We start from the raw sequence: 23,523 nt of genomic DNA on the forward strand, positions 1-23,523 counted from the left end.
GCTCGGGCATCGACGTAGGACGGCGGCGGCCTTATGCGCGGGCAGGTGACCGCTCCGCATCGCCTTCGTATCGACACCGCCGCCTTGACCGACAATTGGCGCGCGCTGGCTCGCCTCAGCGGCACCGCAGCCTGTGGCGCGGCGATCAAGGCCGACGGTTACGGCCTCGGCGCGACCGGGGTCGCCCGCCACCTTGCTGCCGCCGGGTGCCGCGATTTCTTCGTCGCCACCTGGGCGGAGGCCGAACGCCTGGCCCCCCTCCGCCTGCCGCTGTCGGTGCTGCACGGCGTCCGCGCGGAGGACATGCCGCTGGCCCTCGCCGGCATCGCGCGCCCGGTGCTCAATACCGATGCGCAGGTCGCGCGCTGGCGGGCGGCGGGCGGCGGCGCGTGTGACGTGATGGTTGACACCGGCATGAACCGGCTCGGCCTATCGTCCGAGGGGGTGCGCGCCGGTCTGCTCGACGGCCTCGCGATCGAGACGCTGATGAGTCACCTCGCCTGCGCCGACGAGGACAGTGCGATGAACGCCGCCCAGCAGACCGCGTTCGCGGCGTTGCGGGGCGCGACCGGCGCGCGCCGGATGAGCCTCGCCAATTCCGCTGGCATCGCGTTGGGTAAGCCCTATGCCTTCGACCTGACGCGGCCGGGGCTGGCGCTCTACGGCGGTGTTCCTCGCCGCGAACTGGCGGGGGTCATCCGTCAGGTGGTGACGCCGGAGGCGCAGGTGCTGCAACGACGGACGGTCCGTGCCGGCGAGACGGTCGGTTATAACGCGACCTGGACGGCGGAGCGCGACACGGCGGTGGCGATTCTCAACCTCGGCTATGCCGACGGTTACTTCCGCGGTTTTTCCGATCGGGGCAGCGCAGGCGACGGCACATTGCCGGTGATCGGCCGCGTGTCGATGGACCTCGTCGCGCTGAACGTGAGCGCGGCGCCTGCGCTGACAGAGGGCGACTGGGTCGCGATCGACTTCGCGCTGCCGGATGCGGCGACGCGGAGCGGGATGTCGCAGTATGAGCTGCTGACGGGAATGGGGCGGCGGTATGGGCGGGATTGGCGATGACCAAACAGAGGGCCGCTCCGAAGAGCGGCCCAACATGAAAGCTCCCGCTAAGGCATGCCTCCACGGGGAGGGCCCGCAGTAGCGAGCCACCGGATATCAGGCGCTGCCCCTCACCGCTCCACACACATCGCGATGCCCATGCCGCCGCCGATGCACAGCGTCGCCAGACCCTTTTTCGCGTCGCGCTTCTGCATTTCGTAGATCAGCGTCGTCAGGACGCGCGCGCCGCTGGCGCCGATCGGGTGGCCGATGGCGATGGCGCCGCCGTTGACGTTGACCTTGTCCGCGTCCCAGCCGAGTTCCTTGCCGACCGACAGCGCCTGCGCGGCAAAGGCTTCGTTGGCTTCGATCAGGTCGAGGTCGCCGATCGTCCAGCCGGCCTTTTCCAGCGCCTTCCGCGAGGCGGGGACGGGGCCGATGCCCATGATCGACGGATCGACGCCGGCGCTTGCCCAGCTCTTGATCGTGGCCAGCACGGGGGTACCGCGCCGGTCGGCTTCCTCGCGACTCATCAGGACGAGCGCGGCCGCACCGTCGTTGAGGCCGCTGGCGTTGGCGGCGGTGACGGTGCCGTCCTTCTTGAACGCCGGTCGCACGCCGCTGACGCTGTCCAGCGTCGCACCGGCGCGGATATGTTCGTCCTCGGCGACGATCGTGTCACCCTTGCGGCCCTTGATCGTGACCGGCGCGATTTCGTCCTTGAAGCGGCCGCCGCTCCGCGCCGCCTCGGCCTTGTTCTGCGATCCGACCGAGAAGGCGTCCTGGTCGGCGCGCGTCACCTGATATTGTTCGGCGAGATTTTCCGCCGTGATCCCCATGTGATAGCCGTTGAAGACGTCGGTGAGACCGTCGCTGACCATCGTATCGACGAGGCTGACCGCACCCATCTTGGTGCCGCCGCGCATCGACTGGGCATGCGGGCTGAGCGACATGCTTTCCTGCCCGCCGGCGACGACGATCGTCGCATCGCCGGTCTGGATCGCCTGAAACGCGAGCGCGACCGCGCGCAGGCCCGAGCCGCAGACCTGGTTGACGCCCCAGGCCGGCACCTCCTTGGGGATGCCGGCGGCCATCGACGCCTGACGTGCCGGGTTCTGGCCCTGCGCCGCGGTAAGCACCTGGCCGAGGATCACTTCGGACACGTCGGCGCCGTCGACGCCGGCCTGTGCCAGCGCCGCCTCGATCGCGATGCGGCCGAGTTCGTGGGCGGGCGTGGTGGCGAAGGCGCCGAGGAAGCTCCCGACGGGGGTGCGCTTGGCGGCGGTGACGACGATCTCGGTCATGATGATCCTACTCCTTTGGCGCTGCTCTACCCTTCGGCAGGCTCGCGATCCAGTCTGCTAACGGTTCCCACAGCATCGCGCGGGCGCGGCCGCCGACGATCATGCCGACATGACCGAGCGCGAGGTCGCGGCGATCGGCGAGGCCGGCGGCGGTGGCGGCGGGGACGATCCGGTCGGTGGCGGAGACGAATTCGACCGCCGGGCAGGCAAGCCGCTCCGGTGTGGCGACGTCGCCGCGGATCATCCAGCCGCCGGTGCCGGGCAGGTCACCGGCGATGAAGCGTTCGAACAGGTCGCGCGCGACGGCCAGCGGCAGCGGCTCGCCGGCATTGGCCCAATCTTCCAGCCGGACGAAGGCGCGCGCCTGTTCGCCGTCGGGATCGAACCGTCCGAACGCCTCATACTTGCCGATCGTGCGCGCCGGATCGAGCCGCCAGAAGCCCGCCTGGAGCACCTCCATCGGCAGCACGCCCAGCGCCTCGCAGGTCGGCCGCGCGGTGGCCCACATGTCGAGCATCGTCGGTGCGGCACTGCCATAGCCGGCGAAGCGCCATGGCGCGGCGATCAGCGCGAGCCCCGCCACCGCGGTGGCGCAGGCGGCGGCGAGCGTCATCGTGCCGCCGAGGCAATAGCCGACCAGCACCGGCGGTTCGTCGAGCTGCTCGATCAGCGGGATCAGCAGCGATTCGACGTGGCGGGACATGTCCATGTCGCGATCCGCGGCGGTCGGCGTACCCCAGTCGAGCAGGGCGACGCGAAACCCCCGGGCCGCCATCCAGCGGACCAGCGATGCCTCGCCGAGATCGAGGATCGCGGGCGGATTGATGAGCGAGGGGACGAAGACGACCATGCGTCCGCGCCCGCCGTAATAGCGCAGGCTGGCGCGGCCGGCGGTGGCGAGCGCCGGCATCGGTGCGGGCGCGGCAGGGCGGGGCGCCCCCTGATAGGCGGCGAGACCGGCCAGCGCCGCCGCGGTCCGATCGGGATATGCTGCGGTTTCGCTGCGCAGCATGTCGAGGAACAGCGGCAATGGGCGCGGTCCGTGTTGCGACGCGGCAAATTGAGGCGTAACACCCGGATTAGTCACGAACGTCCGCCATCAGAAGGTGGGGTTGCGGGCAGGGGAGCGGTATGAAGAAACAGAACGCCGACGGGATCGTCATCATCAAGAAGTACGCCAACCGGCGACTCTACAATACCGAGACCTCGTCCTACATCACGCTCGACCATCTGGCCACGATGACCCGCGAAGGCCGCGACTTCAAGGTCGTCGATGCGAAGACCGACGACGACATCACCCATAACGTGCTCACCCAGATCATCATGGAAGAGGAAAGCCGCGGCCAGACGATGCTGCCGGTCAGCTTCCTGCGTCAGCTGATCGCGATGTACGGCGATTCGATGCAGTCGATGGTGCCGGGCTATCTGGAGGCGTCGATGGACAGCTTCCGCCGCAACCAGGAACAGTTCAAATCGGCGGTCGAGGGCGCGTTCGCGCATTCGCCCTTCGCCGAGATCGCCAAGCGCAATCTCCAGATGTTCGAGGCGGCGGCGCAGGCGTTCCAGCCGCCGGTGGGCGGCGTCGCAGCCCCGTCGCCCACGACCGCCGGGAGCAAGGACGATGAGATCGCCGCGCTGAAGGCGGAAATGGCGCGGTTGCAGGACAAGGTCGCGAAGCTCGGCTGAGGGCGCACGCATGCCGGCGATGTTCTGGGGCGCCGGCGCGGCGGTGATCGTCGCGCTGTTCGCCGCACTGCGGGACCGCCGGCGGCGACTGCGCGACGACCTCGACCGGGTCGGCTGGGTCGACTGGCGGACGGTGCAGATGGCGGCGCTGTTGGCGACGATCCTGTTAGTCAGCCTGGGGCTGCATATGCGCTAGCCGCCGTATGGCCAGCGCGGTATGACCTAGTAGAAGCGGGCCAGCGTCAGCGTGCGCGTCGTGCCGTCGCACAGGCCCAGCGCCGCCTTCGTGCCCGGTGTGCCGACCGCCCATTTCGCCAGCGGCGACGTCGGATAATCGGGCGTCACCGCCTGTCCGTCGATGTGGCAGATCGTCTCGCCCGCCTGCCAGCCGGCCGTCGCGGCGGGGCCGCCGCGCATGACGTGCAGCACCTTCAGCCGATCGCGCTCCAGCCCGACCAGCAGGCCGCTGGTCGAGCGCAGCGGCGCGGCATCGGCGTCGGGGCCGGGCTTCAGCACCATCCGTCCGGCGGTGGGATCGAGCAGCACTCGGTAATTCTGCAACAGGCCCGATCCGATCCGCCCGGCGACGCCGATCGTTTCGGAAAAGCCGCCGGCCGGCTCCACCCGCGCCTCGACGTTGCGGACGACCTGCTGCCCCAGCGTCACCGCCGGCAGGATCGCGAGCGTGCTGACCGTCTCGCCGGCGAGGCCGAAGGAGATGGTGGTGGTGGTCGGCAGGGCGGCGACACGCGCGGTCCTCGCGGCCGCCTGCGTCAGCGTGATCGCGGACCCGTCGCCGGTGTCGACGATCATCGGCGCGACGCGCCGGCCGCCGATCGTCGCGCTGCTTTCGTAGACGCGGCGGCCGGGGGCGATCGCCAGCGGCGCGAGCGCGCCGACGAAGGGCAGCCGGCCCGACGGGATCAGGCGAAAGCGGCGGTTGGCGTAATCGATGTCGAGCGCCTGCCCGCCGGTGACGTCGCGCCCGACGAGCATATCCACCGCACGCGCACTGCCGGTGGCGAGCGCCGGCAGATCGGCGACGGTGACGCCGCCGCCGGTCCGGGTGAGGCCGCCGATCGTCAGCCGTCGCGTCGCCTGCCACCCGATCGCGACCGCGCCACCGGCATCGCCGCCGATCGCGGTCGCCTGTCCGTTGGCGGTGACCCGCGCCGGATCGACCGCCGCCGATTTGCGCGCGAGCACCGAATAGCTGACGCCGGTATCGAGGATCGCGGTTACCGACCGCGCGTCGAGCGTCAGCGTGAAGCGGATCTGGTTGCCCGGCGTCAGGTCGAACGGCACCCATTGCGCCTCCGCATCGGGTGCGAGCGTGGCGATGCCTTCGCGACCGGACGGAAACCAGGGTGCCGCGGCATGCGAGGCGCCGAGCAGCGGCATTCCGATCAGGCAGAGAAGAAGCCGAGGCACCAGCATGCCGCGCCTGTAGTCGAACCGATTGACTACATCCATGACGTCGTGCGGGGCAATCCGGTGCGAGCGAGCGGCACGGGGGTATCGCAATGCAGCGTCGCGATGAAGCGTCGGTTGGCGGCGGCTTGTCCCGTATAGGAAGGAACGTCACCCAGGCCCGTTCCCATCACGCCCAGCGCATGCGCCTGACGATGGTCGAAAAGCATGACACGACGGGTCGCGCAGAGTGACCGGAGCGCGGCGCGGGGGAGGTAGGCCAGGTCGAGCAGAAGGGGGCGCTCAATCTGTCCGTCAATCCGTACGATATCCTGCAGCAGGCCGCCGCCGCGGCCGTCGACCAGCACGACGTCGGCGGGTGCGGCGCGCGCTGTACGGAACGACATGGCATAGGGCCGTAGCAATGCGTGCGATTGCCAGACGGCGATCGGCAACATCACGCACAGCGTAAAGGCACACGCCAGCGGCAGCAGGCGTCGCGGCAGCATCCGTTCCGGATCGGCGGTCAGGCGCACCCATCCGCCTGCCGCCAGCAGCAGAAAGCAGGGGAGCATGTTGCTCAGATAGCGGTAGCCGTAGCCGAAGCCCTGATAGACCATCACGGCCATTCCGAACATGCAGGACAGCTGCAACGCAAAGGCGATGGGCAACGGCGCGTGATCCCCGCGCCGCAGGCCGACCGTGCCCCAGGTGGCGAGCGGCAGAAGCAGGATATTCTGCCATGCGGCGAAGCGCGCGAAGCTGGAGAAGGGTTCGAACTCGCGCAGTCGTCGGACATGGGCTACGATCCAGGACGTGGCGAGCGGCGGCTCGGTCGTGCCATCCATGGGGCCGAGCATGGCCGTCATCGTCTCGGTGTAGCCGAAATGCCAGATCAGCTGGTAGGATAGACAGGCGAGGACGTAGCAGATCGCGATGGCGCGGCGTCCGGAAAGCCATGCCCAGGCGACGAAGCCGGACACGAACATGACGTGGAAATGGAACTGGTGCAGGCCGCTGGCGAGCAGGCCGACCGTGATCGCCAGCGCGTGACCAGCTTTGCCGCCGCGCAGGAAGCATGCGAGCCACACGGCGTTTAGCGCGAAATGGGCCGTCATCGCATAAGGGGTCATCGCGGTGACGAGCAATTGCGCCGACGTCAGCGCCAGAAGCAGCGTTACGACGGCGGGTTCCGACGTCTCGGGCCATAGACGCCGCGCGCTCGACCACAGTGCCGCCATGCCGAGCACGAGCAGCAACGGACCGGCGAGCCATGTGTCGCCCGCCAGTCCCGCGAGTGCGCGCAACGCGGAATTGACCGGCAGATAACTGGAACCCCAATAGCCGGAGGGCACCCAACGACCGCTCCACACCGGCATCAGCGCCTTTGCCAGCGGTTGTAGATGCGAGGGGATTGGCCAACCCAGCCAGCCGCGCTGAAGATGCTCGGCCGCAAATTGCGCAAGCTGCTCGTCGCGCGACATCGGATAGCGCAGCATCACCAGCCACGTGCCGGCATAGGCGAACGACGCCGCCACGCCCGTCGCGATGGCGATCATCCGTCCGGAGATACGTCGACGGGATGCGGGGGCGAGCGGCACGAACGACAAGGCGAATAGCGCGAGCGCCGCTGCCAGCAGCAACGGCGCGTCCTGCGTGTAGAAGTAATAGACCGGGATACCGGACAGGTCGCGCAGCGAGAGCACGACGCTGGTGGCGAGGCAGAGGCTGGCCAGCGCGGCCGCGCTGATCCGCAGCCAGCGACGCGTTCCGTCCGTCCGGACCGGCGTCAGGTCGAGCGATTCCTGCCGGACCGCCTCAGCTGGCAATTACAGACACGCCTCGAGATACGCCTGGTCGAAGCCGAATTGCTTGGCCTTGTCGAGCGTATAGGGGCGCAGGCCCATCGAGCGGTACTCGCCGATGATCTTGCCGTCGGCGCTCTCGTCGAGATATTCGAACTTGAACAGTTCCTGCGTGACGATCACCGGGCCTTCCATGCCGATCACCTCGGTGACGTTGGTGACGCGGCGACTGCCGTCGCGCAGGCGCTTGACCTGGATGATGAGTTCGACCGAATCGGCGATCTGGCGGCTGATCGCTTCCTTGGGCACCTTGATGTCCGACATCATCACCATGTTCTCCATGCGGGCGAGCGCCTCGCGCGGGGAGTTGGCGTGGAGCGTGCACATCGATCCGTCGTGGCCGGTGTTCATGGCGGCGAGCATGTCGAAACACTCGCTGCCGCGGATTTCGCCGAGGATGATGCGATCGGGACGCATACGCAGCGCGTTCTTGACGAGGTCGCGGATGCTGACTTCGCCCTGGCCCTCCAGATTGGCGGGGCGGGTTTCGAGGGGGAGCCAGTGCGGCTGCTGCAGGCGCAGTTCGGCCGCGTCCTCGATCGTCAGCACGCGCTCGCCGGGGTCGATCATCTTCGACAGCGCGTTGAGCATCGTCGTCTTGCCCGAACCCGTACCGCCGCTGATGACGACGTTGAACCGGCTGGCGCCCGCGATCTTGAGCGCGGTCGCCATCTTGGGGCTCATGCTGCCGAAGCCGGCCATCATGTCGAGCGTGATCGGCTTGGCGGAGAATTTGCGGATCGAGATCGCCGTGCCCTTCAGGCTCAGCGGCGGCACGATCACGTTGACGCGGGAGCCGTCCTTGAGGCGGGCGTCGGCGAGCGGCGTCGTCTGGTCGACGCGGCGGCCGACCGAATTGACGATGCGCTGCGCGATCTGGAACAGATGTTCTTCGTCGCGGAACTGGATCTGCGCCAGCTCAAGCTTGCCCTTGCGCTCGACATAGGTCTGGTCGGGACCGTTGACCATGATGTCGGTCACCGCCGGATCGGCGAGCAGTTCCTCGAGCGGCCCCAATCCGAGCAGTTCGTCGACCAGCACCTTTTCCAGCGCGAACTGTTCGCGGCGGTTGAGCGTTAGCTTCAGTTCGGCGAGCACCTCGCCGATGATCGGCCGGAATTCCTCGGCGAGTTCGTCCTTGCCGAGCGTTGCGGCGGCCTCCGGATCGACGCGTTCGAGCAGGCGGGGAAGCACCTGCTCCTTGATCTTGTGGATCGATGCCTCGAACCCCTCGCCGCGGCTGCTGCCGGCGTCGCCGCTGGCATTCTGGCGGTCGGTCAGGCGCTGCATCGCGTCGAGCGTGCCCGCCGGCATCGTGCCGGGCAGCATGTCCTCGCCCGGCAGCGGTATCGAATCGATCGGCGGGAACTGGCTGCCCGGCGCCGGTTCCTCGGGCCGGGTCAGGCCGTTGCCCTGCATCGGCCGCGCCACGCCGAAGGCCGGCCGTGCCGGCTGCCCCCCACCCATTCCGCTGCGACGCCCGAACGCGCTCATGCCATACCCCTTGAACCTGGGGAGAGGGGTAGGAGGCAGAGTTTGACATTTTCCTAACCAAACCAGATCGCTGGCCGATCGCGACGCGGCCGCGCTTGACAGCGGCCCGGCACTGCCGTTCGAAGGCGCCCGCATGCGCCGTCTTCTCCTCACCCTCCTCGCGTTCGGCTGGACCGTCGCGCTTGCCGTTCCCGCCGCGGCGGACGACATCGGCGCGACCGGCCGCGGCGTCGTCCGCGTCGTCACCATCGCGGTGGTCGACGGGCAGGTGGTCGGCTTCGGTCATGGCAGCGGCGTCGCGATCGCGCCCAACCGCATCGTCACCAACGCGCATGTCATGGAACTCGCCGAACGCTATCCCGACAATGTCGTCGTCGGCATCGTGCCGTCGGAAGGCGACAAGAGCTATCAGGGCCGCGTCATCGCCTATGACGCGCAACGCGATCTCGCGATGATCGAATTCGCCGGTGCCAGCCTGCCGCCCGCCGCGCTCTATACGGGGCCGGTGACCGAGGGCGAGGCGGTGGTGGCGCTCGGCTATCCCGGCAACGTCGATCTCGCGACCGCACGGTCCGCCGCCGACTACATCCGGCCGACCTCGCCGGTGCGGTCGGAGGGCGTGTTCTCCGGCCGGCGCAGCCTGACCGGGGTCGAGGTGCTGCTCCACACCGCCAATATCGCGCGCGGCAATTCGGGCGGGCCGCTGCTCGACCGCTGCGGCCGGGTGATCGGGATCAATTCGGCAATCACCCGCGGCGAGGAGGGCGACAGTTCGTTCGGCTTCGCGATCGCCGACACCGAGGTCGCCGGCTTCCTGCGCGAGGCGAAGCAGCCCTATGCCACTGTCGGTACGCCCTGCACCTCGATCGAGGAACGGCTGCGCGACGACAGCGAGGCGGATGCCCGCGCCCGCGCCGATGCGCTGACCACCGCGCGCGAGGCGGCGACCCGCACCGCAATGGCGCGCGAAGAGGCCCTGTCGCAGGCGCGCGACGCCGCGCAGACCCGGCGCGAGAATGTGATGGCGATCGCCGGCCTGCTGCTGGTGCTCGGCGCACTCGGCCTCGGCGGGGCCGGGTTGCTCGAATCGCGCGGGCGGCGGCGTCATGCGATATGGGCGGCAGGCGCCGGCGGCCTCGGCATGATCGCCGCGATCGTCGTGTTCGTGCTGCGTCCGTCGGGCGAGCCCGATCTGCCGGCGGCGCGGGCGGTGACGCGACAGGTCGTCCCCAACGCCCCGATCGGCCCGCTCACCTGCGTGTTCCAGCCGGAGAGCAGCCGCGTCACCGTATCGGCGACCACCGACGTCGCGCTCGGCTGGGGCGGCAGCGGCTGCGTCAACGGCCGCACCCAGTATCTGCCGGCCGGCGACCGGTGGGAACGCGTGCTGGTGCCGGACGGCGAACAGACGGTGTCGGTGCTGGTGTTCGATCCCGCGACGCTGCGCTATACCAGTACCCGGTACATGCTCGGCGCGCAGGCGATGGAGCAGGTGCGCAAGCTGCGCGGGGGCGGGCAGGGCGGCGAGCGGAGCTGCAGCGTCGACCCGACGGCGATCGACCGCCTCGCGCAGAGCCAGGCGGCGGTGCGTGCGGCGCTGCCGCCATTGCCCAACGAGAAACTCGTCTATTTCTGCCGCAAGGCGGGCTGACAGCCGGCGTCGCCCCGACTAACTATAGGTGGGTCGGGGAGGATGAGATGCGGGCGAACATGCGACCGGGGTTCGTTATCATGGCGGCGGCGATGCTTGCGTCGGCGGCGCCGGCGCGGGCCGAATGGTTGCAGGCGACGTCGAAGCACTTCATCGTCTATGCCAGTGGCGATGCCGATACGGTGAAACGTCAGGCTGAAGACCTCGAGCGGTTCGACAGCGTCTTCCGCTACTTCCAGACGCTGCCGGAACGACCCGAAGACGAATCGAACAAGCTGACGGTCTATGTCGTCGCCAGCGGCACTGCGGTGCGGCGGCTGTACGGCGACAGCAGCCGCAACGTCGGCGGCTTCTATCAGGGGCGAGCGAGCGGATCGGTCGCCTTCACCCCGGCGCGCGGATCGACGGGCGACGAACGCAGCCGCGACGAACCGCGGATTGTGCTGTTTCACGAATATGCCCATCACCTGCTGCTCGGCAATTACGAGGCCGCCTATCCGGCTTGGTTCGCCGAAGGCTATGCCGAGTTCCTGTCGACCGTCCGGTTCGACAAGGACGTGTTCTGGATCGGCGCCCCGGCACAGCATCGCGCCTATACGCTGCATCTCGGCGCAGCGCTGCCCGCGGAGCAATTGTTCGCCGCCAATATGCGCAGCCTCAGCAAGGAGCAGGTGTCGTCGCTCTACGCGCGCGGCTGGCTGCTGACGCATTATATCGAAACCGACCAGACGCGGCGGCAGCAGTTCGGAGAGTATCTGACCGCGCTGAACGCCGGCAAGCCGAGCGTCGAGGCGGCGCGCGCCGCGTTCGGCGATCTCAAGCAGCTCGACAAGGAGATGAACGCGCGGATGAACGCGGCGAAGCTGCCGGCCTATCGCATAGCGAACGAACGGCTGCCCAAGCCCGTCGTCGCGCTTCGGCCGCTGCGCCCCGGCGAGAAGGCGATGATCGAGCTGCGCATGCGGTCGGATCGCGGCGTCAATCGCACGACCGCGCAACCGATCCTGACCGAAGCGCTGCCGATCGGCGAACGCTATCCCGACGATCCGGTCGTCCAGGGCTGGCTGGCGGAAATGGCGCTCGACGCCGGTCGCTACGACCTTGCCGAGGCAGCGGCGGATCGTGCGCTGGCGGCGGACCCCAGATCGTCGCAGGCGCTGGTCTACAAGGGGCAGGCGCACCTGCGCCGGGCGCGCGAGGCCAAGGTCAAGGACCCGGCGGTCTGGCAGGAGGCGCGCAGCTGGCTGCTCAAGGCCAACAAGGTCGACGCGGACGATGCCTATACGCTGATGCTCTATTATTCGAGTTTCGGCATGGCGGGCGTGCCGGCGACCGCCAATGCCAAGGCGGCGCTGGCGCGCGCGCACGAACTGGTCCCGCAGGATCCGGGACTGAGCTTCGCTTATGCCCGACAGGCGCTGATCGACGGCAAGCTGGACGAGGCGCGCGTCGCGCTGCGCCCGCTCGCCTATTCCGCGCACGCCGTCCCCGACAATCCGGCGGCACGGCTGCTCGCGATGCTGGATGCGAGGCAGGCTGGGAAGGCTGCGGTCGATATGCTGGAGGCGGCGCAGGGGAAGGACGGGGAGGAGAGCGAGGACTAGCGGCTTGGGGCGAGGCGCGACCGGTCCCGGGTCGCGCCGCGTGTCTATGCCGCCGTCACCCCCCGACCCGTAACCTCGAAGACCGTTTTCAGCACGGCTTGCTCGTCCGCGGACAGATGCGGATTCCAGACGTCGAAGATCAGGACGATGCGGGGCCGATCGCTGTCGTTCCACGCTTCGTGTTCGATCGTATCGTCGAACGCGAAGGCCTCGCCCTCCCGCCAGGCGCGGGTTTCGCCGCCGACACGGAAGCGGCAGCCCTCCGGTACGACCAGCGGCAGGTGGATGATGGCGCGGCTGTTCGTGACCCCGGTGTGCGCGGGGATATGCGCATGCGGCCTGAGGATCGAGAAGAACGCGGTAGGTGCCTTGCCGGGCACGTCGTTCTGCGGAACCGCGGCAAGCGCGGCCGCCGTTTCCGGGCAGCGTGCGCAGACTTCGTCGTTGCGGATGCCATATTCCCAAAGAAAACAGGCGCTCCAGTCGAGATTGTGGTCGAGACCCGACCATTTGTTGTCGGGCGTTCCGGCGTCCTGACGGACATAGGGCCGGATCGAGGCGGTGCCGTGCTGCACGAGCGCCAGCGCTTCCGCCCGGATCGCAGGGGTGCGCGCCTCCAGCGCGGCGAACCAGGGGAACAGGTCGCGGTCGAAGAATTCGTCGGCGGGCAGGAACGGCACGTGCACGCCGTCGCAGTGATTGGTATAGATCGCACGCCGGCCGAGCATGTGGTCGATACAGGCCGTCATGCGGCGGTTGGTCGCACCGCCGAGCGCATCGTCGATCGCATGGCCGAGCGTGTCGGTATGATCGGCGAGAAACGCGCGGCCACGCGCCAGCGCGTCGTCGATCGCCGGCGACCGGTCCGGCATCGCGGCGGCCATCTGGACGACACCGGACCAGCCCTGCGCCGCCGCAGCGGCGCGACCGCAGCGCTGGTGCAGTTCGGCCATCCGCAGCTGGGCGGTGAAGTTCAGCCTGTCGATGGCCAGCGCCCGTTCGAGGGCCATGCCCTCCGCCGCGTCGTCGCCGGACAGGCGGTGGACGGTCGCCTGATTGATCCACAGGACCGGCTGGCCAGGGTCGCGCGCTGCCGCCGCGGCGAAGAACGCGAGCGCTTGGGGCAGATCCCCGTCAGCGAGCGCGCGCATCCCGCGGGCGTTGAGCAACTGGGGATGGTCCGGCGCGAGGGCCAGCGCCTGGTCCAGCAGTCGGCGCTCGTTCGTCACGTCGCCACGCTGCCGCGCAGCCATCGCCTGGGACACGAGCGGCTGAACGGTCGGCGGAAGATCGGTCATGGTGATGAGTAGCCTATAGGCGATGATCGCGCAAAAAAAGGGGCAGCTCGCGAGAGCCGCCCCTTCGAGATATCCGTTTCGGTAGCGACGCTTAGAAGCGCAGCTTGCCCGACACGGTGAACAGGCGACCCAGCACGTCGTAGGTCGACGGATAGGTGTTGCCGCTGTTGTAGGCGGTCGATCCGATCGAGGCACCCACCAGCGGCGGCTGCTTGTCGAGCAGGTTGCGCACGCCGGCGGTGAACGTCAGATTCTCGTTCACCTCGACCTGCACGTTCAGGTCGAAATAGTCGTACGCACCGATCCGGTTGAAGTTGTAGGTGCCGCCAGCCAGCGGGGTCGGCCCGGTGACCGTGCCGTTGAACAGCGGCGTCGAAATCAGGCGGGCGGCAGCATCAGGCGCCAGCGCCTCATACTGGACCTTGCCGATGTGGCGCCACAGCAGCGACAGCGTGCCGGGGCCGAAGCTCAGGCTGGTGCGCTGGTTCCACTGGAACTCCGGCTGGATCGATTCGCAGCTGCTGCTGTAATAGCCGACGCAGTCGCGGTCGTAGGCGGTTTCCGACGCACGGAAGTAGCGGTGCGCGGTCCAGGTGCCCTGGAAGCTGAGGTTCAGCCCCACATCGCCGAAGTTGCGGGTATAGTTGGCATTGAGATCGATGCCGTCCGTACGCAGGCGACCACGGTTGGTGAGCGGCTGCGGCAGGCCGGCGACGGTAGCGCTGGACCCGCTGAGGCGGCCCGTCGCGGTGCTGCGACGGATGCTGGTGCAAGCGGCCGAGGCTGCCTGCGTCGCTGTGATCGCTGCCGGGTTGGTGCCGAAGCACTGTGCGAGGATGTCACCCGGCGTGGCGCTGGTGATGGCGTCGCGCACCTTGATGTTGAAGTAGTCGACTGCGATGCTGAGGCCCGGCACGATGCCGCGCGGCTGGATCACGACGCCGAAGGTGTAGGTGTCGGCCTTTTCCGGACGGATGTTCGGATTGCCGCCACCGGTGACGTTCGGCTGACCCGACGCCGGCTCGAGAATGCCGGTCGTGCTGTTGATCGCGGACAGGGGGGCGCCCTGTGCCAAGCATGCCGCCCGCAGGTTCGGCACGTTGCGCACGTTCAGGCCGACGCAGGGATCGAGGCCCGGCGGCAGGCTGTCGAGGGCGGTCGACACCGGCGTGAACAGTTCCGAGATGTTGGGCGCACGCACCGCGCGCTGGTAGTTGCCGCGGAACTTGATTTCCTGAACCGGTTCGAAGCTGCCGCCGAACTTGTAGGTGGTGGCATTGAACGTCGGGCTGTTCGCCGCCTCTACCTTATAGTCCGAATAGCGGACGCCGGCTTCGAGGGTCAGCGAGTGGAAGAACGGCCGGTCGGCGACGAGCGGCGCGATGATTTCGCCGAACGCCTCGCGGACGTCGTAGCCGCCAGCGAACGGCGTTACGGCACCGCCTGCACCGCCGAGTTCACCCGGGACCAGCGCATAGGCATCGGGGATACGGTTGTAGCTGTACTTGCGGTACTCGCCACCCGCCGCGAACGCGATCGGCTCGTTGGCGAACGGCGACGTCGTGCCGAAGTCGCCGTTCAGCACGCCACGGACCTGCGACAGCGCCGTGTTGATCGCGATGCTGCTCTCGCCGCTGAGGAACGCTGCCTGATCGGCCGTGATCGAGCCAGCGGGACCGAACAGGTTGAGCGGCACGCAGCCATTCGTCGTGACGTTGCAGGTCGTCGTGTTGGTCGCGTTCAGCGCCTGCTGCACGCGGCTGCGCAGCACGTAGCCGGTCTGCGACTGGTCGAGGTTGCTTTCGCCGTAGGCCGCCGAGACGTCGAGCTTGACGTGATCGGAGAAGCGCAGGCGCAGGCCGGCCTTATAGTCGAAGATGGTCGTGGTGTACGTCGACACGCGCGGCCCGAGTTCGACCGAACGACGGTACACTTCCGGCAGCGCGATCGCGGCGTTGGTGTTGCACGCGGCGCCGAGTGCGATGCCGTTGAGCGTGCACAGCTGGTCGCGAATGCCGGCCGGCAGATAGGGGTTGCTGCCCGGGATGGTCAGCGCTTCGCCGAAGATGCCCGACGGTGCGATGATCGAACGGATGGTGTTCTTCGAGAACAGGCCACGCGTATAGACTTCGAGGTTGTCATTCACCTCGTAATTGGCCTGCGCGTAGATGTTGTAGCGCTTGAACGGCGTCTGGAAGATATTGTACGGGCTGAAGTTGAAGCCGTTGTAGAACGGGACCAGCGCGGTCCCGGCCGGATTGACCTGAAGGTCGTTGCCGGCGATCGCGATGCGGGTTGGCGTCGACGTGGGCGAGGCACCTGCCGCAACGCCGTTGGCCCCGCCGATGCTGAACACGGACACGTCGCGTGCACCCTGATACAGCGGGTCGGCTTCCTGGTAGCCGAGGCTCAGCGTCGCGTTGCCGCGGCCGTCGTCGAAGTTCGCGCCGACGGTCAGGTCCGCACGGAAGTAGTTCGAATCACCGCGCTCGGTGATCTGCTGGCTGGCGGTCGCCTCCATACCGGCGAAGTTCTTCTTGGTGATGAAGTTCGCGACACCCGACACGGCGTCTGCGCCGTAGGTGGTCGAAGCACCGCCGGTCAGCACGTCGACGCGCTGCACCAGCGCGGTCGGGATGTTGTTGAGGTCGACGGTGCCGCCGGCCGCGGCCGGAACGAGGCGGTCGCCATCGAGCAGCACGAGGTTACGCTGCGATCCGAGGTTGCGCAGGTTGATCGTCGCGAAGCCACCGGTGCCATTGTTGACGGCCGAACCGATGCCCGGGACGGCGCCCGGCAGTTCGCGGATGATCTGTTCGACGTTGTTGACGTTGCGCAGCGTCAGCTCGTTCTCGGAGACCACGTTGACCGGGCTCGACGAGACGAGGTTGGGATTGCTGATGAGCGTGCCCGTGACGACGATGTCCTGGCCCTCGTCCGCCGGTGCGGAGGCGTTGGGCGTCGACTGCTGCTGCGTCTCCTGCGTGGCGGGCGCGGTCTGCGCCAGCGTCGGCGTGGCGACGAGGGCGGCGCCGACGAACAGCGTCGTGTTGAGCAGGTGCGTACGGATACGTGATGTCATGCGATGAAAGACCCCTTTGACCGGCGTCGGGCGCCGGCGATTTCGCCCGGATGTGCATGCACCCGGTTCTGCGCGGAGGGTTAGACACGGAACATATTGGCCCGCAATGGCCGCTTGTCGCGGCGCAACACTTTGAATAACGGTTGTTGCCGATCTGTCACAATCGGCGCGAGGCCAATCCGATCCCGCTTGCGGAGCGCCGCACGACGCGCGATGCGGAGGCCCAGACGACCGATCGTCGGAGGAGTTTGACCCCATGTTGCCGATAATCCTGCTGGCGGCGGCGCAAGCCGCCAGCGCCACCGCGCCACGGCTGATCGACGATCTGGCCGCCTGTCGCGCGATCACCGCGCCGGACGCGCGACTTGCCTGTTTCGATCGTACCGCCGCGGCGGTGGTCGAGGCGCGCAACGATAAGGCGATCGTCGTGCTGGATCGTGGCGAGGTGCAGAAGGCGAAGAAGTCGCTGTTCGGATTCTCGCTGCCGTCGATCAAGCTGTTCGGCGACGGCAAGGACGATGCGCAGCTGAAGCAGCTGGTCGGTACGATGCAGACGTCGACGTCGCTGCCCGGCGGGCTGATCCGCTTCACGCTGGAGGATGGCGGGCAGTGGGAGACGACGGAGCAGGTGATGATGGCGCCGCACCGCGGGGACGTGGTGACGATCAAGGCGGGCTCGCTCGGCAGCTATATCGCCACCGCACCCGGTCGCCGATCCGCCAAGGTGCGCCGGGTCCGCTGACGCCGCCCCGTCACGCCATCCGTTGCGCGCCGGCGGTGCGGAGGGCGGACAGGGTCGGGTAGCCGTTGACGGCCATGAACAGGTCGGCCTCGGCGAGGAGGCAGCGCAGGACGTGGGCGGCGCCCGCCGCGCCGTCGAGCGCGAGGCCGTAGCTGTAGGGGCGGCCGATGCCGACCATGCGCGCGCCGAGCGCGATCGCCTTCACCACGTCGGTGCCCCAGCGGATCCCCGAATCGAACAGCACCGGCGTGTCGCCCGCGGCGGCGACGACGCCGGGCAGCAGGTCGATCGCGGCGATCCCGCCATTGGCCTGACGGCCGCCGTGGTTGGAGCAATAGAGGGCGTCGGCGCCGCCATCGATCGCCTGTCGCGCGTCGTCGGGATGGCAGATGCCCTTGAGGATCAGCGGCAGGCGGGTCAGCGAGCGGAGCCAGGGCAGGTCGGCCCAGGTCAGCACCTTGCCGAACACGCCCATCCACGCGCGGACGGCGGCGGCAGGGTCCTGTTCGGGGGGCGCGGCGAGCCGGGCGTGGAACACCGGGTCGCTGAAGTAATTGGTCAGGACGTGGCCGCGCAGCTGCGGGAAATTGCCGGTGTTGAGATCGCGCGGACGCCAGCCGGTGACCCAGGTGTCGAGCGTCACGACGATCGCCTTATAACCCGCCGCCTCCGCCCGGGAGACGAGGCTGGCGGTGAGCTCGGGGTCCTTGGGCGTGTAGAGCTGGAAGAAGCCGGGGGTGTCGCCCATCTGCCCGGCGACCGCCTCCAGCGGATCGTTCGAGAGGGTGGAGGCCATCAGCGGCACCCCCGTCTCCGCGGCGGCGCGGGCGGCGGCGAGGTCGCCGTGGCCATCCTGCGTGCAAAGGCCGGTGACGCCGATCGGCGCCATGAACAGCGGGCTGGCGAAGGCCGTGCCGAACAATTCGACCGACAGGTCGCGCGTCGTGCAGTCGACCATCATGCGCGGGACGATGCCCCAGTGGCGGAAGGCGTCGGCATTGGCGCGCTGGGTGTGTTCGTCGCCGCAACCGCCCTGGACATAGTCCAGCGTCGAGGCGGGCAGGGCGGCGGCGGCGCGCCGTTCGAGCGTGGCGAAATCGACCGGCACCTTCGGCACGACCCCGGCGAGGCCGGCGGCGTAGATCGCATTCTGGTAGTCGCCGTAATGGGGCATCGGGTCTGCTCTATCCATGCTGGGGCGCGGGCGGGCGCCGGGACGACATGTTCACGCGACGCCGCGACGCCGCAAAGAGGTTACGCCCGTGGCCTGGCTCCGGCCCCGGCCCGCGTCGTTGCCTGGCCCGGCAGCCGGCGTCGGGCGAGACATCGTTGCGGCTTTGCGGCTTCGCGTGAACCAGCCTCAATTGCGGAAGCCGGGGTCGATGCGGTCGAGTTTGCGGAGGAGGGCGGGCCAGGCGAGGCCACGGGCCAGCGCCGCCATGCCCTGGCCGCTGGATTGCTGCTCGACCTTTTCGGCGACGCCCTGGTTGGGGTTGTTGAGGTTGGCGCGGCCGGCGCTGAGCATCAGAATCTGCGCCTCGCAGGCGCGTTCGAGGAAATACATGCGCAGGAACGCCTCCGCCACGCTGGCGCCGACGGCGAGCGTGCCGTGGTTGCGCAGGATCATCAGGTTGTGCGTGCCGAGATCGGCGACGAGGCGTTCGCGTTCGTCGAGCTCGGTCGCGATGCCTTCGAAGTCGTGATAGGCGACGTCATGGCCGGCGATCATCGCGGTCTGGGTGTGCGGCAGCAGCCCTTCGGCCATCGCCGACACCGCCTGGCCGTGCGGCGTGTGGAGGTGGAGCACCGCGACCGCATCCTCGCGCGCGGCATGGACCGCGGAATGGATGACGAAGCCGGCGCGGTTCACCGGTGCGGTCGTGTTCGACACCGTGTTGCCGTCGACGTCGATCTTGACCAGCGACGAGGCGGTGATCTCCTCGAACATCATCGAATAGGGGTTGATGAGGAAATGATGTTCGGGGCCGGGGACGCGCGCCGACAGATGGGTGAAGATGAGGTCGTCCCAGCCATAATGCGCTACAAGCCGGTAGGCGGCGGCGAGGTCGACGCGCAGCGCCCATTCCTCGGGCGAGACGGTGTCGCGCAATGCAGTGGGCCGGAGTGCGGTCGCCATGGTCTGTCCTCTCATATCTATCGTTGGCGCGACCATGCCACGTCCGGCCGGCGGAGAATGTCGCGAAGTTGACAAAGGCGGGCGATGCGCCTTGTTTCCGGAGGGTGACCCCGATCGATCGCACGCCTCTAGATACCGATCGCTGGTTCGCCAGCCTGATACCGGCGCGGCGCGACGCCTTGCTCGCCGAGGCGCGGGTGCGGGCGGTGCCGCCGGGCGGGCTGATCTATGGCATCGGCGATGCGCCGAACGGGCTGTGGGCGGTGATCGAGGGGCAGGTGCGGCTGAAAGGCTATCCGGCGGCGGGGGCGGAGTTCCTTGCGCTCATCCTGCGGCCGGGGACGTGGTTCGGCGAGGTGTCGACGCTGGACGGCGGACCGCGGCCGCACGATGCCGAGGCGTTCGGCGCGGCGCGGGTGCTGCACGTATCGACGGCGGCATTTCACCGCGCCGCGGAACGGCTGCCGGCGCTGTACCACGATCTCGGGCGGCTCGTCTGCCAGCACCAGCGGATCGCGCTCGACTTCATCGCGGAGGCGCTGTCGCTGCCGGTGCCGGCGCGGCTGGCCAAGTTGCTGCTCGGCCGGCTGGATGACGCGGACGGTACGTTCCACGTCCGGCAGGAGGAGGTGGCGGTGATGCTCGGCGTGTCGCGGCAGACGGCGAACAGGCACCTGCGGGCGCTCGCGGAGCAGGGCGCGATCCGACTGGCCTATGCGCGGATCGCGGTCGTGGACCGGGCGGTATTGCGGGCGTTGGCGGGGGGATAGGGGGGCTTCCCCTATTCCGCCGCCACGGCCTCTCCGCCACGCCCCTTCAGCAACGGCGTCAGATACTTCCCCGTAAAGCTGCGTGGCTCCTTCACCACCTCTTCCGGCGTGCCGGTGGCGACGATCTCGCCGCCCTTGACGCCGCCTTCGGGGCCCAGGTCGACGATCCAGTCGGCGGTCTTGATGACGTCGAGATTGTGTTCGATCACGACGACGGTGTTGCCCTGTTCGACCAGCGCGTGGAGCACTTCGAGCAGCTTGCGGACGTCCTCGAAATGCAGGCCGGTGGTCGGCTCGTCGAGGATGTAGAGCGTGTTGCCGGTGGCGCGGCGGGCGAGTTCCTTGGCGAGCTTGACGCGCTGCGCCTCGCCGCCGGACAGGGTCGTCGCCTGCTGGCCGACCTTGACGTAGCCGAGGCCGACCTCGACCAGCATCTCCATCTTGTCGCGGATCGGGGGCACGGCCTTGAAGAATTCGGCGGCGTCCTCGACCGTCATGTCGAGCACGTCGGCGATGCTCTTGCCCTTGAACTTCACCTCCAGCGTCTCGCGGTTGTAGCGGGCGCCGTGGCAGACGTCGCAGGTGACGTAGACGTCGGGGAGGAAGTGCATCTCGATCTTGAGCACGCCGTCGCCCTGGCACGCCTCGCACCGGCCGCCCTTGACGTTGAAGCTGAACCGGCCGGGCTTGTAGCCGCGCGCCTGGCTCTCGGGCAGGCCGGCGAACCAGTCGCGGATCTGGGTGAAGCTGCCGGTGTAGGTCGCCGGGTTCGACCGGGGCGTGCGGCCGATCGGCGACTGGTCGATGTCGATGACCTTGTCGAGATGCTGGAGGCCGGTGACCTTGTCGTGCTTGCCGGCGAGGATGCGCGCGCCGTTCAGCGCGCGGGCGGCGGCGGCATAAAGCGTGTCGATGGTGAAGCTCGACTTGCCCGATCCCGACACGCCGGTGATGCAGGTGAAGGTGCCGAGCGGGATGCTCGCGGTGACGCCGGTGAGGTTGTTGGCGCGCGCATTGTGGACGGTCAATTGCTTGCCGTTGCCCTTGCGGCGGGTGGCGGGGACGGGGACCTCGCGCGTGCCGTTGAGATAGTCGGCGGTGATGCTGGTCTTGCTCTTGAGGATCTGCTTGAGCGTGCCCTGGGCGACGATCTGGCCGCCGTGGACGCCGGCGCCCGGCCCCATGTCGATGACGTAATCGGCGGTGCGGATCGCATCCTCGTCATGCTCGACGACGAGCACGGTGTTGCCGAGGTCGCGCAGGCGGCGGAGCGTCGCGAGCAGCATGTCGTTATCGCGCTGGTGCAGACCGATCGAGGGTTCGTCGAGCACGTAGAGCACGCCCGACAGGCCGCTGCCGATCTGGCTGGCGAGGCGGATGCGCTGGCTCTCGCCGCCCGACAGCGTGCCGCTGGTGCGGTCGAGGTTGAGATAGTCGAGCCCGACGTTGTTGAGGAAGCCGAGGCGCTCGACGATCTCCTTGAGGATGCGTTCGGCAATCGCGCGCTGCTGGTCGCCGAGGTGGTTCGGCATGTCGGTGAAGAAGGCGAGCGCGTCGACCACCGAGAGGTGGGTGGCGTAGGCGATGTCCTTCGTCGCGATCTTCACCGCCAGCGCCTCAGGCTTCAGCCTCGCGCCGTGGCAGACCTCGCACGGGCGGGAGCTTTGGTATTTGGACAGCTCCTCGCGCATCCACGCGCTCTCGGTCTGGAGCAGGCGGCGGTTGAGGTTGCCGACGACGCCCTCGAAGGGCTTCTTGACGTCGTATTTCTTCTTGCCGTCGATGAAGGTGAGGGTGACTGGCTTGCCCTTGCTGCCGTTGAGGATGAGCGCCTGGACGCTCTCGGGCAGGTCGGCCCAGGGCGTGTCGAGGCTGAAATCGAATTCGCGCGCTAGGGAGCCGAGCACCTGCATGTAATAGGGGCTGGGCGGGTTGGATTTGGCCCAGGGGACGACGGCGCCCTTCTTGATCGACAGCGCGTGGTTGGGGACGACGAGGTCCTCGTCGAACAGCAATTTCTCGCCGAGGCCGTCGCAGGCCGGGCAGGCGCCCTGCGGCGCGTTGAACGAGAACAGCCGCGGTTCGATCTCGGCGATGGTGAAGCCGCTGATCGGACAGGCGAACTTTTCGGAGAAGACGATGCGGCCGGTGGGCGCGTTGTCGCCGAGCACTTCGGATTTGGGGGTGTGCGGTTCGACGGGGTCGACTGGGTCGATATAGGCGAGGCCGTCGGCGAGCTTGAGCGCGGTCTCGAAACTCTCGGCAAGGCGTGTCGCGATATCGCCGCGGACGACGAGCCGGTCGACGACGACCTCGATGTCGTGCTTGAACTTCTTGTCGAGCGCGGGGGCCTCGTCGATCTCATGGATTTCGCCGTCGATGCGGACGCGGGTGAAGCCCGCCTTCTGCCATTCGGCGAGTTCCTTGCGATATTCGCCCTTGCGACCGCGGACGACGGGGGCAAGCAGATAGGCGCGCGTGCCCTCGGGCAGGGCGAGGACGCGGTCGACCATCTGGCTGACGGTCTGCGCGGCGATCGGCAGGCCGGTGGCGGGGCTGTAGGGCACGCCGACACGCGCCCAGAGCAGGCGCATGTAATCGTAGATCTCGGTGACCGTCGCCACGGTCGAGCGCGGGTTGCGCGACGTCGTCTTCTGTTCGATCGAGATCGCCGGCGACAGCCCCTCGATATGATCGACGTCGGGCTTCTGCATCAGCTCGAGGAACTGGCGGGCATAGGCCGACAGCGATTCGACGTAGCGGCGCTGCCCCTCGGCATAGATGGTGTCGAAGGCGAGGGAGGATTTGCCCGAGCCGGACAGCCCGGTGATGACCGTCAGCGTGTCGCGGGGGATGTCGACGTCGACGTCCTTGAGATTGTGTTCACGCGCGCCGCGTACGGAAATCTTGGTCAGCATGGGGCTGGTTCTACTTCTGTTCTTTGCCGGGGGCTAGTCCCGCCACGTAGGAACGCGCGGGCCGCATTGAAAGCACCCGACCGGTGTCTTACCTGTCCGACACACATGAAAGAGGCTGCGGCATGGGCAAGAAGACCAAGACGAAGAAGGCGAAGCTCCCCAAGGAGGTGATGGGCGTGAAGTTGCCCAAGGAGGTGCGCGAGATCGGTGGCGCGCTGCTGGAAAAGGCGCAGAGCCCGCAGGGGCGCGAGATGCTGGCAGCAGGGCTGACGATGGCGGCCGCGGCGGCGACCGCCGCGGTGGCGAAGGGCCGGGCGAAGCGCGACGCGGCGGCTGCGCCGGAGGCACCGCGGGCGCCCGAACCGCCGCGCGCGCCGGAGGCGCCGACGCTGCCCACGCCGCCGCAGGGCACGCAGACGCAACCCGACCCGCAGGCGATCGCGGAGGCGGTGGGCAAGGCGGCGGAAGCGATGCTCGGCCGATTGTTCGGGGGGAAGAAGGGCTGAGCCTGCCTC

18 protein-coding genes are annotated in these 23,523 nt (G+C 68.4%); 8 read left to right on the top strand and 10 right to left on the bottom strand.

Annotated elements, in window-relative coordinates:
- The first annotated feature begins 45 nt into the window (after nt 1–45).
- Entirely contained in the window at nt 46–1,068 is a 1,023-nt protein-coding gene (locus AC1RTO_RS00160; protein WP_493158961.1) for an alanine racemase, read from the top strand.
- Nucleotides 1,069–1,178: 110 nt separating this feature from the next.
- On the opposite strand, the gene AC1RTO_RS00165 is transcribed toward AC1RTO_RS00160, so the two are convergent.
- Together AC1RTO_RS00165 and AC1RTO_RS00170 are read right to left on the bottom strand one after the other, a co-directional pair.
- Complete coding sequence (locus AC1RTO_RS00165; protein ID WP_493158962.1) at nt 1,179–2,351, bottom strand: acetyl-CoA C-acetyltransferase; 1,173 nt, start codon at nt 2,349–2,351, stop codon at nt 1,179–1,181.
- A 7-nt stretch (nt 2,352–2,358) separates the two neighbouring features.
- Nucleotides 2,359–3,381: an alpha/beta fold hydrolase gene (locus AC1RTO_RS00170; RefSeq protein ID WP_493158963.1), complete on the bottom strand. Its 1,023-nt coding sequence runs from the start codon at nt 3,379–3,381 to the stop codon at nt 2,359–2,361.
- A 101-nt stretch (nt 3,382–3,482) separates the two neighbouring features.
- On the opposite strand from AC1RTO_RS00170, the gene phaR reads away from it, so the two are divergent.
- A complete protein-coding gene (phaR, locus tag AC1RTO_RS00175) occupies nt 3,483–4,037 on the top strand; it encodes a polyhydroxyalkanoate synthesis repressor PhaR (protein WP_293875175.1) in 555 nt (184 codons plus the stop codon).
- A gap of 10 nt (nt 4,038–4,047) precedes the next feature.
- A complete protein-coding gene (locus AC1RTO_RS00180; protein WP_493158964.1) occupies nt 4,048–4,233 on the top strand; it encodes a hypothetical protein in 186 nt (61 codons plus the stop codon).
- Between the two features lie 26 nt (nt 4,234–4,259).
- On the opposite strand, the gene AC1RTO_RS00185 is transcribed toward AC1RTO_RS00180, so the two are convergent.
- The 3 genes from AC1RTO_RS00185 to AC1RTO_RS00195 form a co-directional block, all read right to left on the bottom strand.
- Nucleotides 4,260–5,474 carry an aspartyl protease family protein gene (locus tag AC1RTO_RS00185; protein WP_493158965.1) on the bottom strand — a complete coding sequence of 405 codons (1,215 nt, stop codon included), beginning with the start codon at nt 5,472–5,474 and terminating at the stop codon, nt 4,260–4,262.
- A gap of 26 nt (nt 5,475–5,500) precedes the next feature.
- On the bottom strand, nt 5,501–7,153 hold the full coding sequence (locus AC1RTO_RS00190; RefSeq protein WP_493158966.1) for a hypothetical protein: 1,653 nt from the start codon (nt 7,151–7,153) through the stop codon (nt 5,501–5,503).
- Between the two features lie 123 nt (nt 7,154–7,276).
- Nucleotides 7,277–8,806 carry a TadA family conjugal transfer-associated ATPase gene (locus AC1RTO_RS00195; RefSeq protein ID WP_493158967.1) on the bottom strand — a complete coding sequence of 510 codons (1,530 nt, stop codon included), beginning with the start codon at nt 8,804–8,806 and terminating at the stop codon, nt 7,277–7,279.
- A gap of 133 nt (nt 8,807–8,939) precedes the next feature.
- Here AC1RTO_RS00195 and AC1RTO_RS00200 point away from each other — a divergent pair, with 133 nt between their 5' ends.
- Entirely contained in the window at nt 8,940–10,457 is a 1,518-nt protein-coding gene (locus tag AC1RTO_RS00200) for a S1C family serine protease (RefSeq protein WP_493158968.1), read from the top strand.
- Nucleotides 10,458–10,504: 47 nt separating this feature from the next.
- Entirely contained in the window at nt 10,505–12,061 is a 1,557-nt protein-coding gene (locus tag AC1RTO_RS00205; protein ID WP_493158969.1) for a hypothetical protein, read from the top strand.
- Nucleotides 12,062–12,105: 44 nt separating this feature from the next.
- Here AC1RTO_RS00205 and AC1RTO_RS00210 read toward each other — a convergent pair whose 3' ends face one another.
- Together AC1RTO_RS00210 and AC1RTO_RS00215 are read right to left on the bottom strand one after the other, a co-directional pair.
- Nucleotides 12,106–13,359: an aspartyl/asparaginyl beta-hydroxylase domain-containing protein gene (locus tag AC1RTO_RS00210; RefSeq protein ID WP_493158970.1), complete on the bottom strand. Its 1,254-nt coding sequence runs from the start codon at nt 13,357–13,359 to the stop codon at nt 12,106–12,108.
- 91 nt (nt 13,360–13,450) lie between these two features.
- On the bottom strand, nt 13,451–16,441 hold the full coding sequence (locus tag AC1RTO_RS00215; protein ID WP_493158971.1) for a TonB-dependent receptor domain-containing protein: 2,991 nt from the start codon (nt 16,439–16,441) through the stop codon (nt 13,451–13,453).
- Between the two features lie 256 nt (nt 16,442–16,697).
- On the opposite strand from AC1RTO_RS00215, the gene AC1RTO_RS00220 reads away from it, so the two are divergent.
- Entirely contained in the window at nt 16,698–17,183 is a 486-nt protein-coding gene (locus AC1RTO_RS00220) for a hypothetical protein (RefSeq protein ID WP_493158972.1), read from the top strand.
- A 10-nt stretch (nt 17,184–17,193) separates the two neighbouring features.
- Here the strand turns inward: AC1RTO_RS00220 and AC1RTO_RS00225 are convergent, their stop codons facing one another.
- Both AC1RTO_RS00225 and AC1RTO_RS00230 read right to left on the bottom strand, forming a co-directional pair.
- Nucleotides 17,194–18,357: an alpha-hydroxy-acid oxidizing protein gene (locus AC1RTO_RS00225; RefSeq protein WP_493158973.1), complete on the bottom strand. Its 1,164-nt coding sequence runs from the start codon at nt 18,355–18,357 to the stop codon at nt 17,194–17,196.
- Nucleotides 18,358–18,543: 186 nt separating this feature from the next.
- Nucleotides 18,544–19,320: a class II aldolase/adducin family protein gene (locus tag AC1RTO_RS00230; protein ID WP_493158974.1), complete on the bottom strand. Its 777-nt coding sequence runs from the start codon at nt 19,318–19,320 to the stop codon at nt 18,544–18,546.
- Nucleotides 19,321–19,424: 104 nt separating this feature from the next.
- On the opposite strand from AC1RTO_RS00230, the gene AC1RTO_RS00235 reads away from it, so the two are divergent.
- Complete coding sequence (locus AC1RTO_RS00235; RefSeq protein WP_493158975.1) at nt 19,425–20,090, top strand: Crp/Fnr family transcriptional regulator; 666 nt, start codon at nt 19,425–19,427, stop codon at nt 20,088–20,090.
- Nucleotides 20,091–20,101: 11 nt separating this feature from the next.
- Here AC1RTO_RS00235 and uvrA read toward each other — a convergent pair whose 3' ends face one another.
- Nucleotides 20,102–23,008: an excinuclease ABC subunit UvrA gene (gene uvrA, locus AC1RTO_RS00240; RefSeq protein ID WP_493158976.1), complete on the bottom strand. Its 2,907-nt coding sequence runs from the start codon at nt 23,006–23,008 to the stop codon at nt 20,102–20,104.
- 122 nt (nt 23,009–23,130) lie between these two features.
- Here uvrA and AC1RTO_RS00245 point away from each other — a divergent pair, with 122 nt between their 5' ends.
- Nucleotides 23,131–23,514 (top strand): hypothetical protein, encoded by a 384-nt coding sequence (locus tag AC1RTO_RS00245; RefSeq protein WP_493158977.1) that lies wholly within the window; start codon nt 23,131–23,133, stop codon nt 23,512–23,514.
- The last annotated feature ends 9 nt before the right edge of the window (nt 23,515–23,523 follow it).

The sequence above is a fragment of the Sphingomonas sp. GW821-FHT10F09 genome, from assembly GCF_058809195.1.

Coding starts and splice junctions, on each gene's coding strand:
- AC1RTO_RS00165 (WP_493158962.1), bottom strand. CDS start 2,351: ATGACCGAGATCGTCGTCACCGCCGCCAAGCGCACCCCCGTCGGGAGC.
- phaR (WP_293875175.1), top strand. CDS start 3,483: ATGAAGAAACAGAACGCCGACGGGATCGTCATCATCAAGAAGTACGCC.
- AC1RTO_RS00180 (WP_493158964.1), top strand. CDS start 4,048: ATGCCGGCGATGTTCTGGGGCGCCGGCGCGGCGGTGATCGTCGCGCTG.
- AC1RTO_RS00185 (WP_493158965.1), bottom strand. CDS start 5,474: ATGCTGGTGCCTCGGCTTCTTCTCTGCCTGATCGGAATGCCGCTGCTC.
- AC1RTO_RS00195 (WP_493158967.1), bottom strand. CDS start 8,806: ATGAGCGCGTTCGGGCGTCGCAGCGGAATGGGTGGGGGGCAGCCGGCA.
- AC1RTO_RS00200 (WP_493158968.1), top strand. CDS start 8,940: ATGCGCCGTCTTCTCCTCACCCTCCTCGCGTTCGGCTGGACCGTCGCG.
- AC1RTO_RS00205 (WP_493158969.1), top strand. CDS start 10,505: ATGCGGGCGAACATGCGACCGGGGTTCGTTATCATGGCGGCGGCGATG.
- AC1RTO_RS00210 (WP_493158970.1), bottom strand. CDS start 13,359: ATGACCGATCTTCCGCCGACCGTTCAGCCGCTCGTGTCCCAGGCGATG.
- AC1RTO_RS00215 (WP_493158971.1), bottom strand. CDS start 16,441: ATGACATCACGTATCCGTACGCACCTGCTCAACACGACGCTGTTCGTC.
- AC1RTO_RS00220 (WP_493158972.1), top strand. CDS start 16,698: ATGTTGCCGATAATCCTGCTGGCGGCGGCGCAAGCCGCCAGCGCCACC.
- AC1RTO_RS00225 (WP_493158973.1), bottom strand. CDS start 18,357: ATGCCCCATTACGGCGACTACCAGAATGCGATCTACGCCGCCGGCCTC.
- AC1RTO_RS00230 (WP_493158974.1), bottom strand. CDS start 19,320: ATGGCGACCGCACTCCGGCCCACTGCATTGCGCGACACCGTCTCGCCC.
- uvrA (WP_493158976.1), bottom strand. CDS start 23,008: ATGCTGACCAAGATTTCCGTACGCGGCGCGCGTGAACACAATCTCAAG.
- AC1RTO_RS00245 (WP_493158977.1), top strand. CDS start 23,131: ATGGGCAAGAAGACCAAGACGAAGAAGGCGAAGCTCCCCAAGGAGGTG.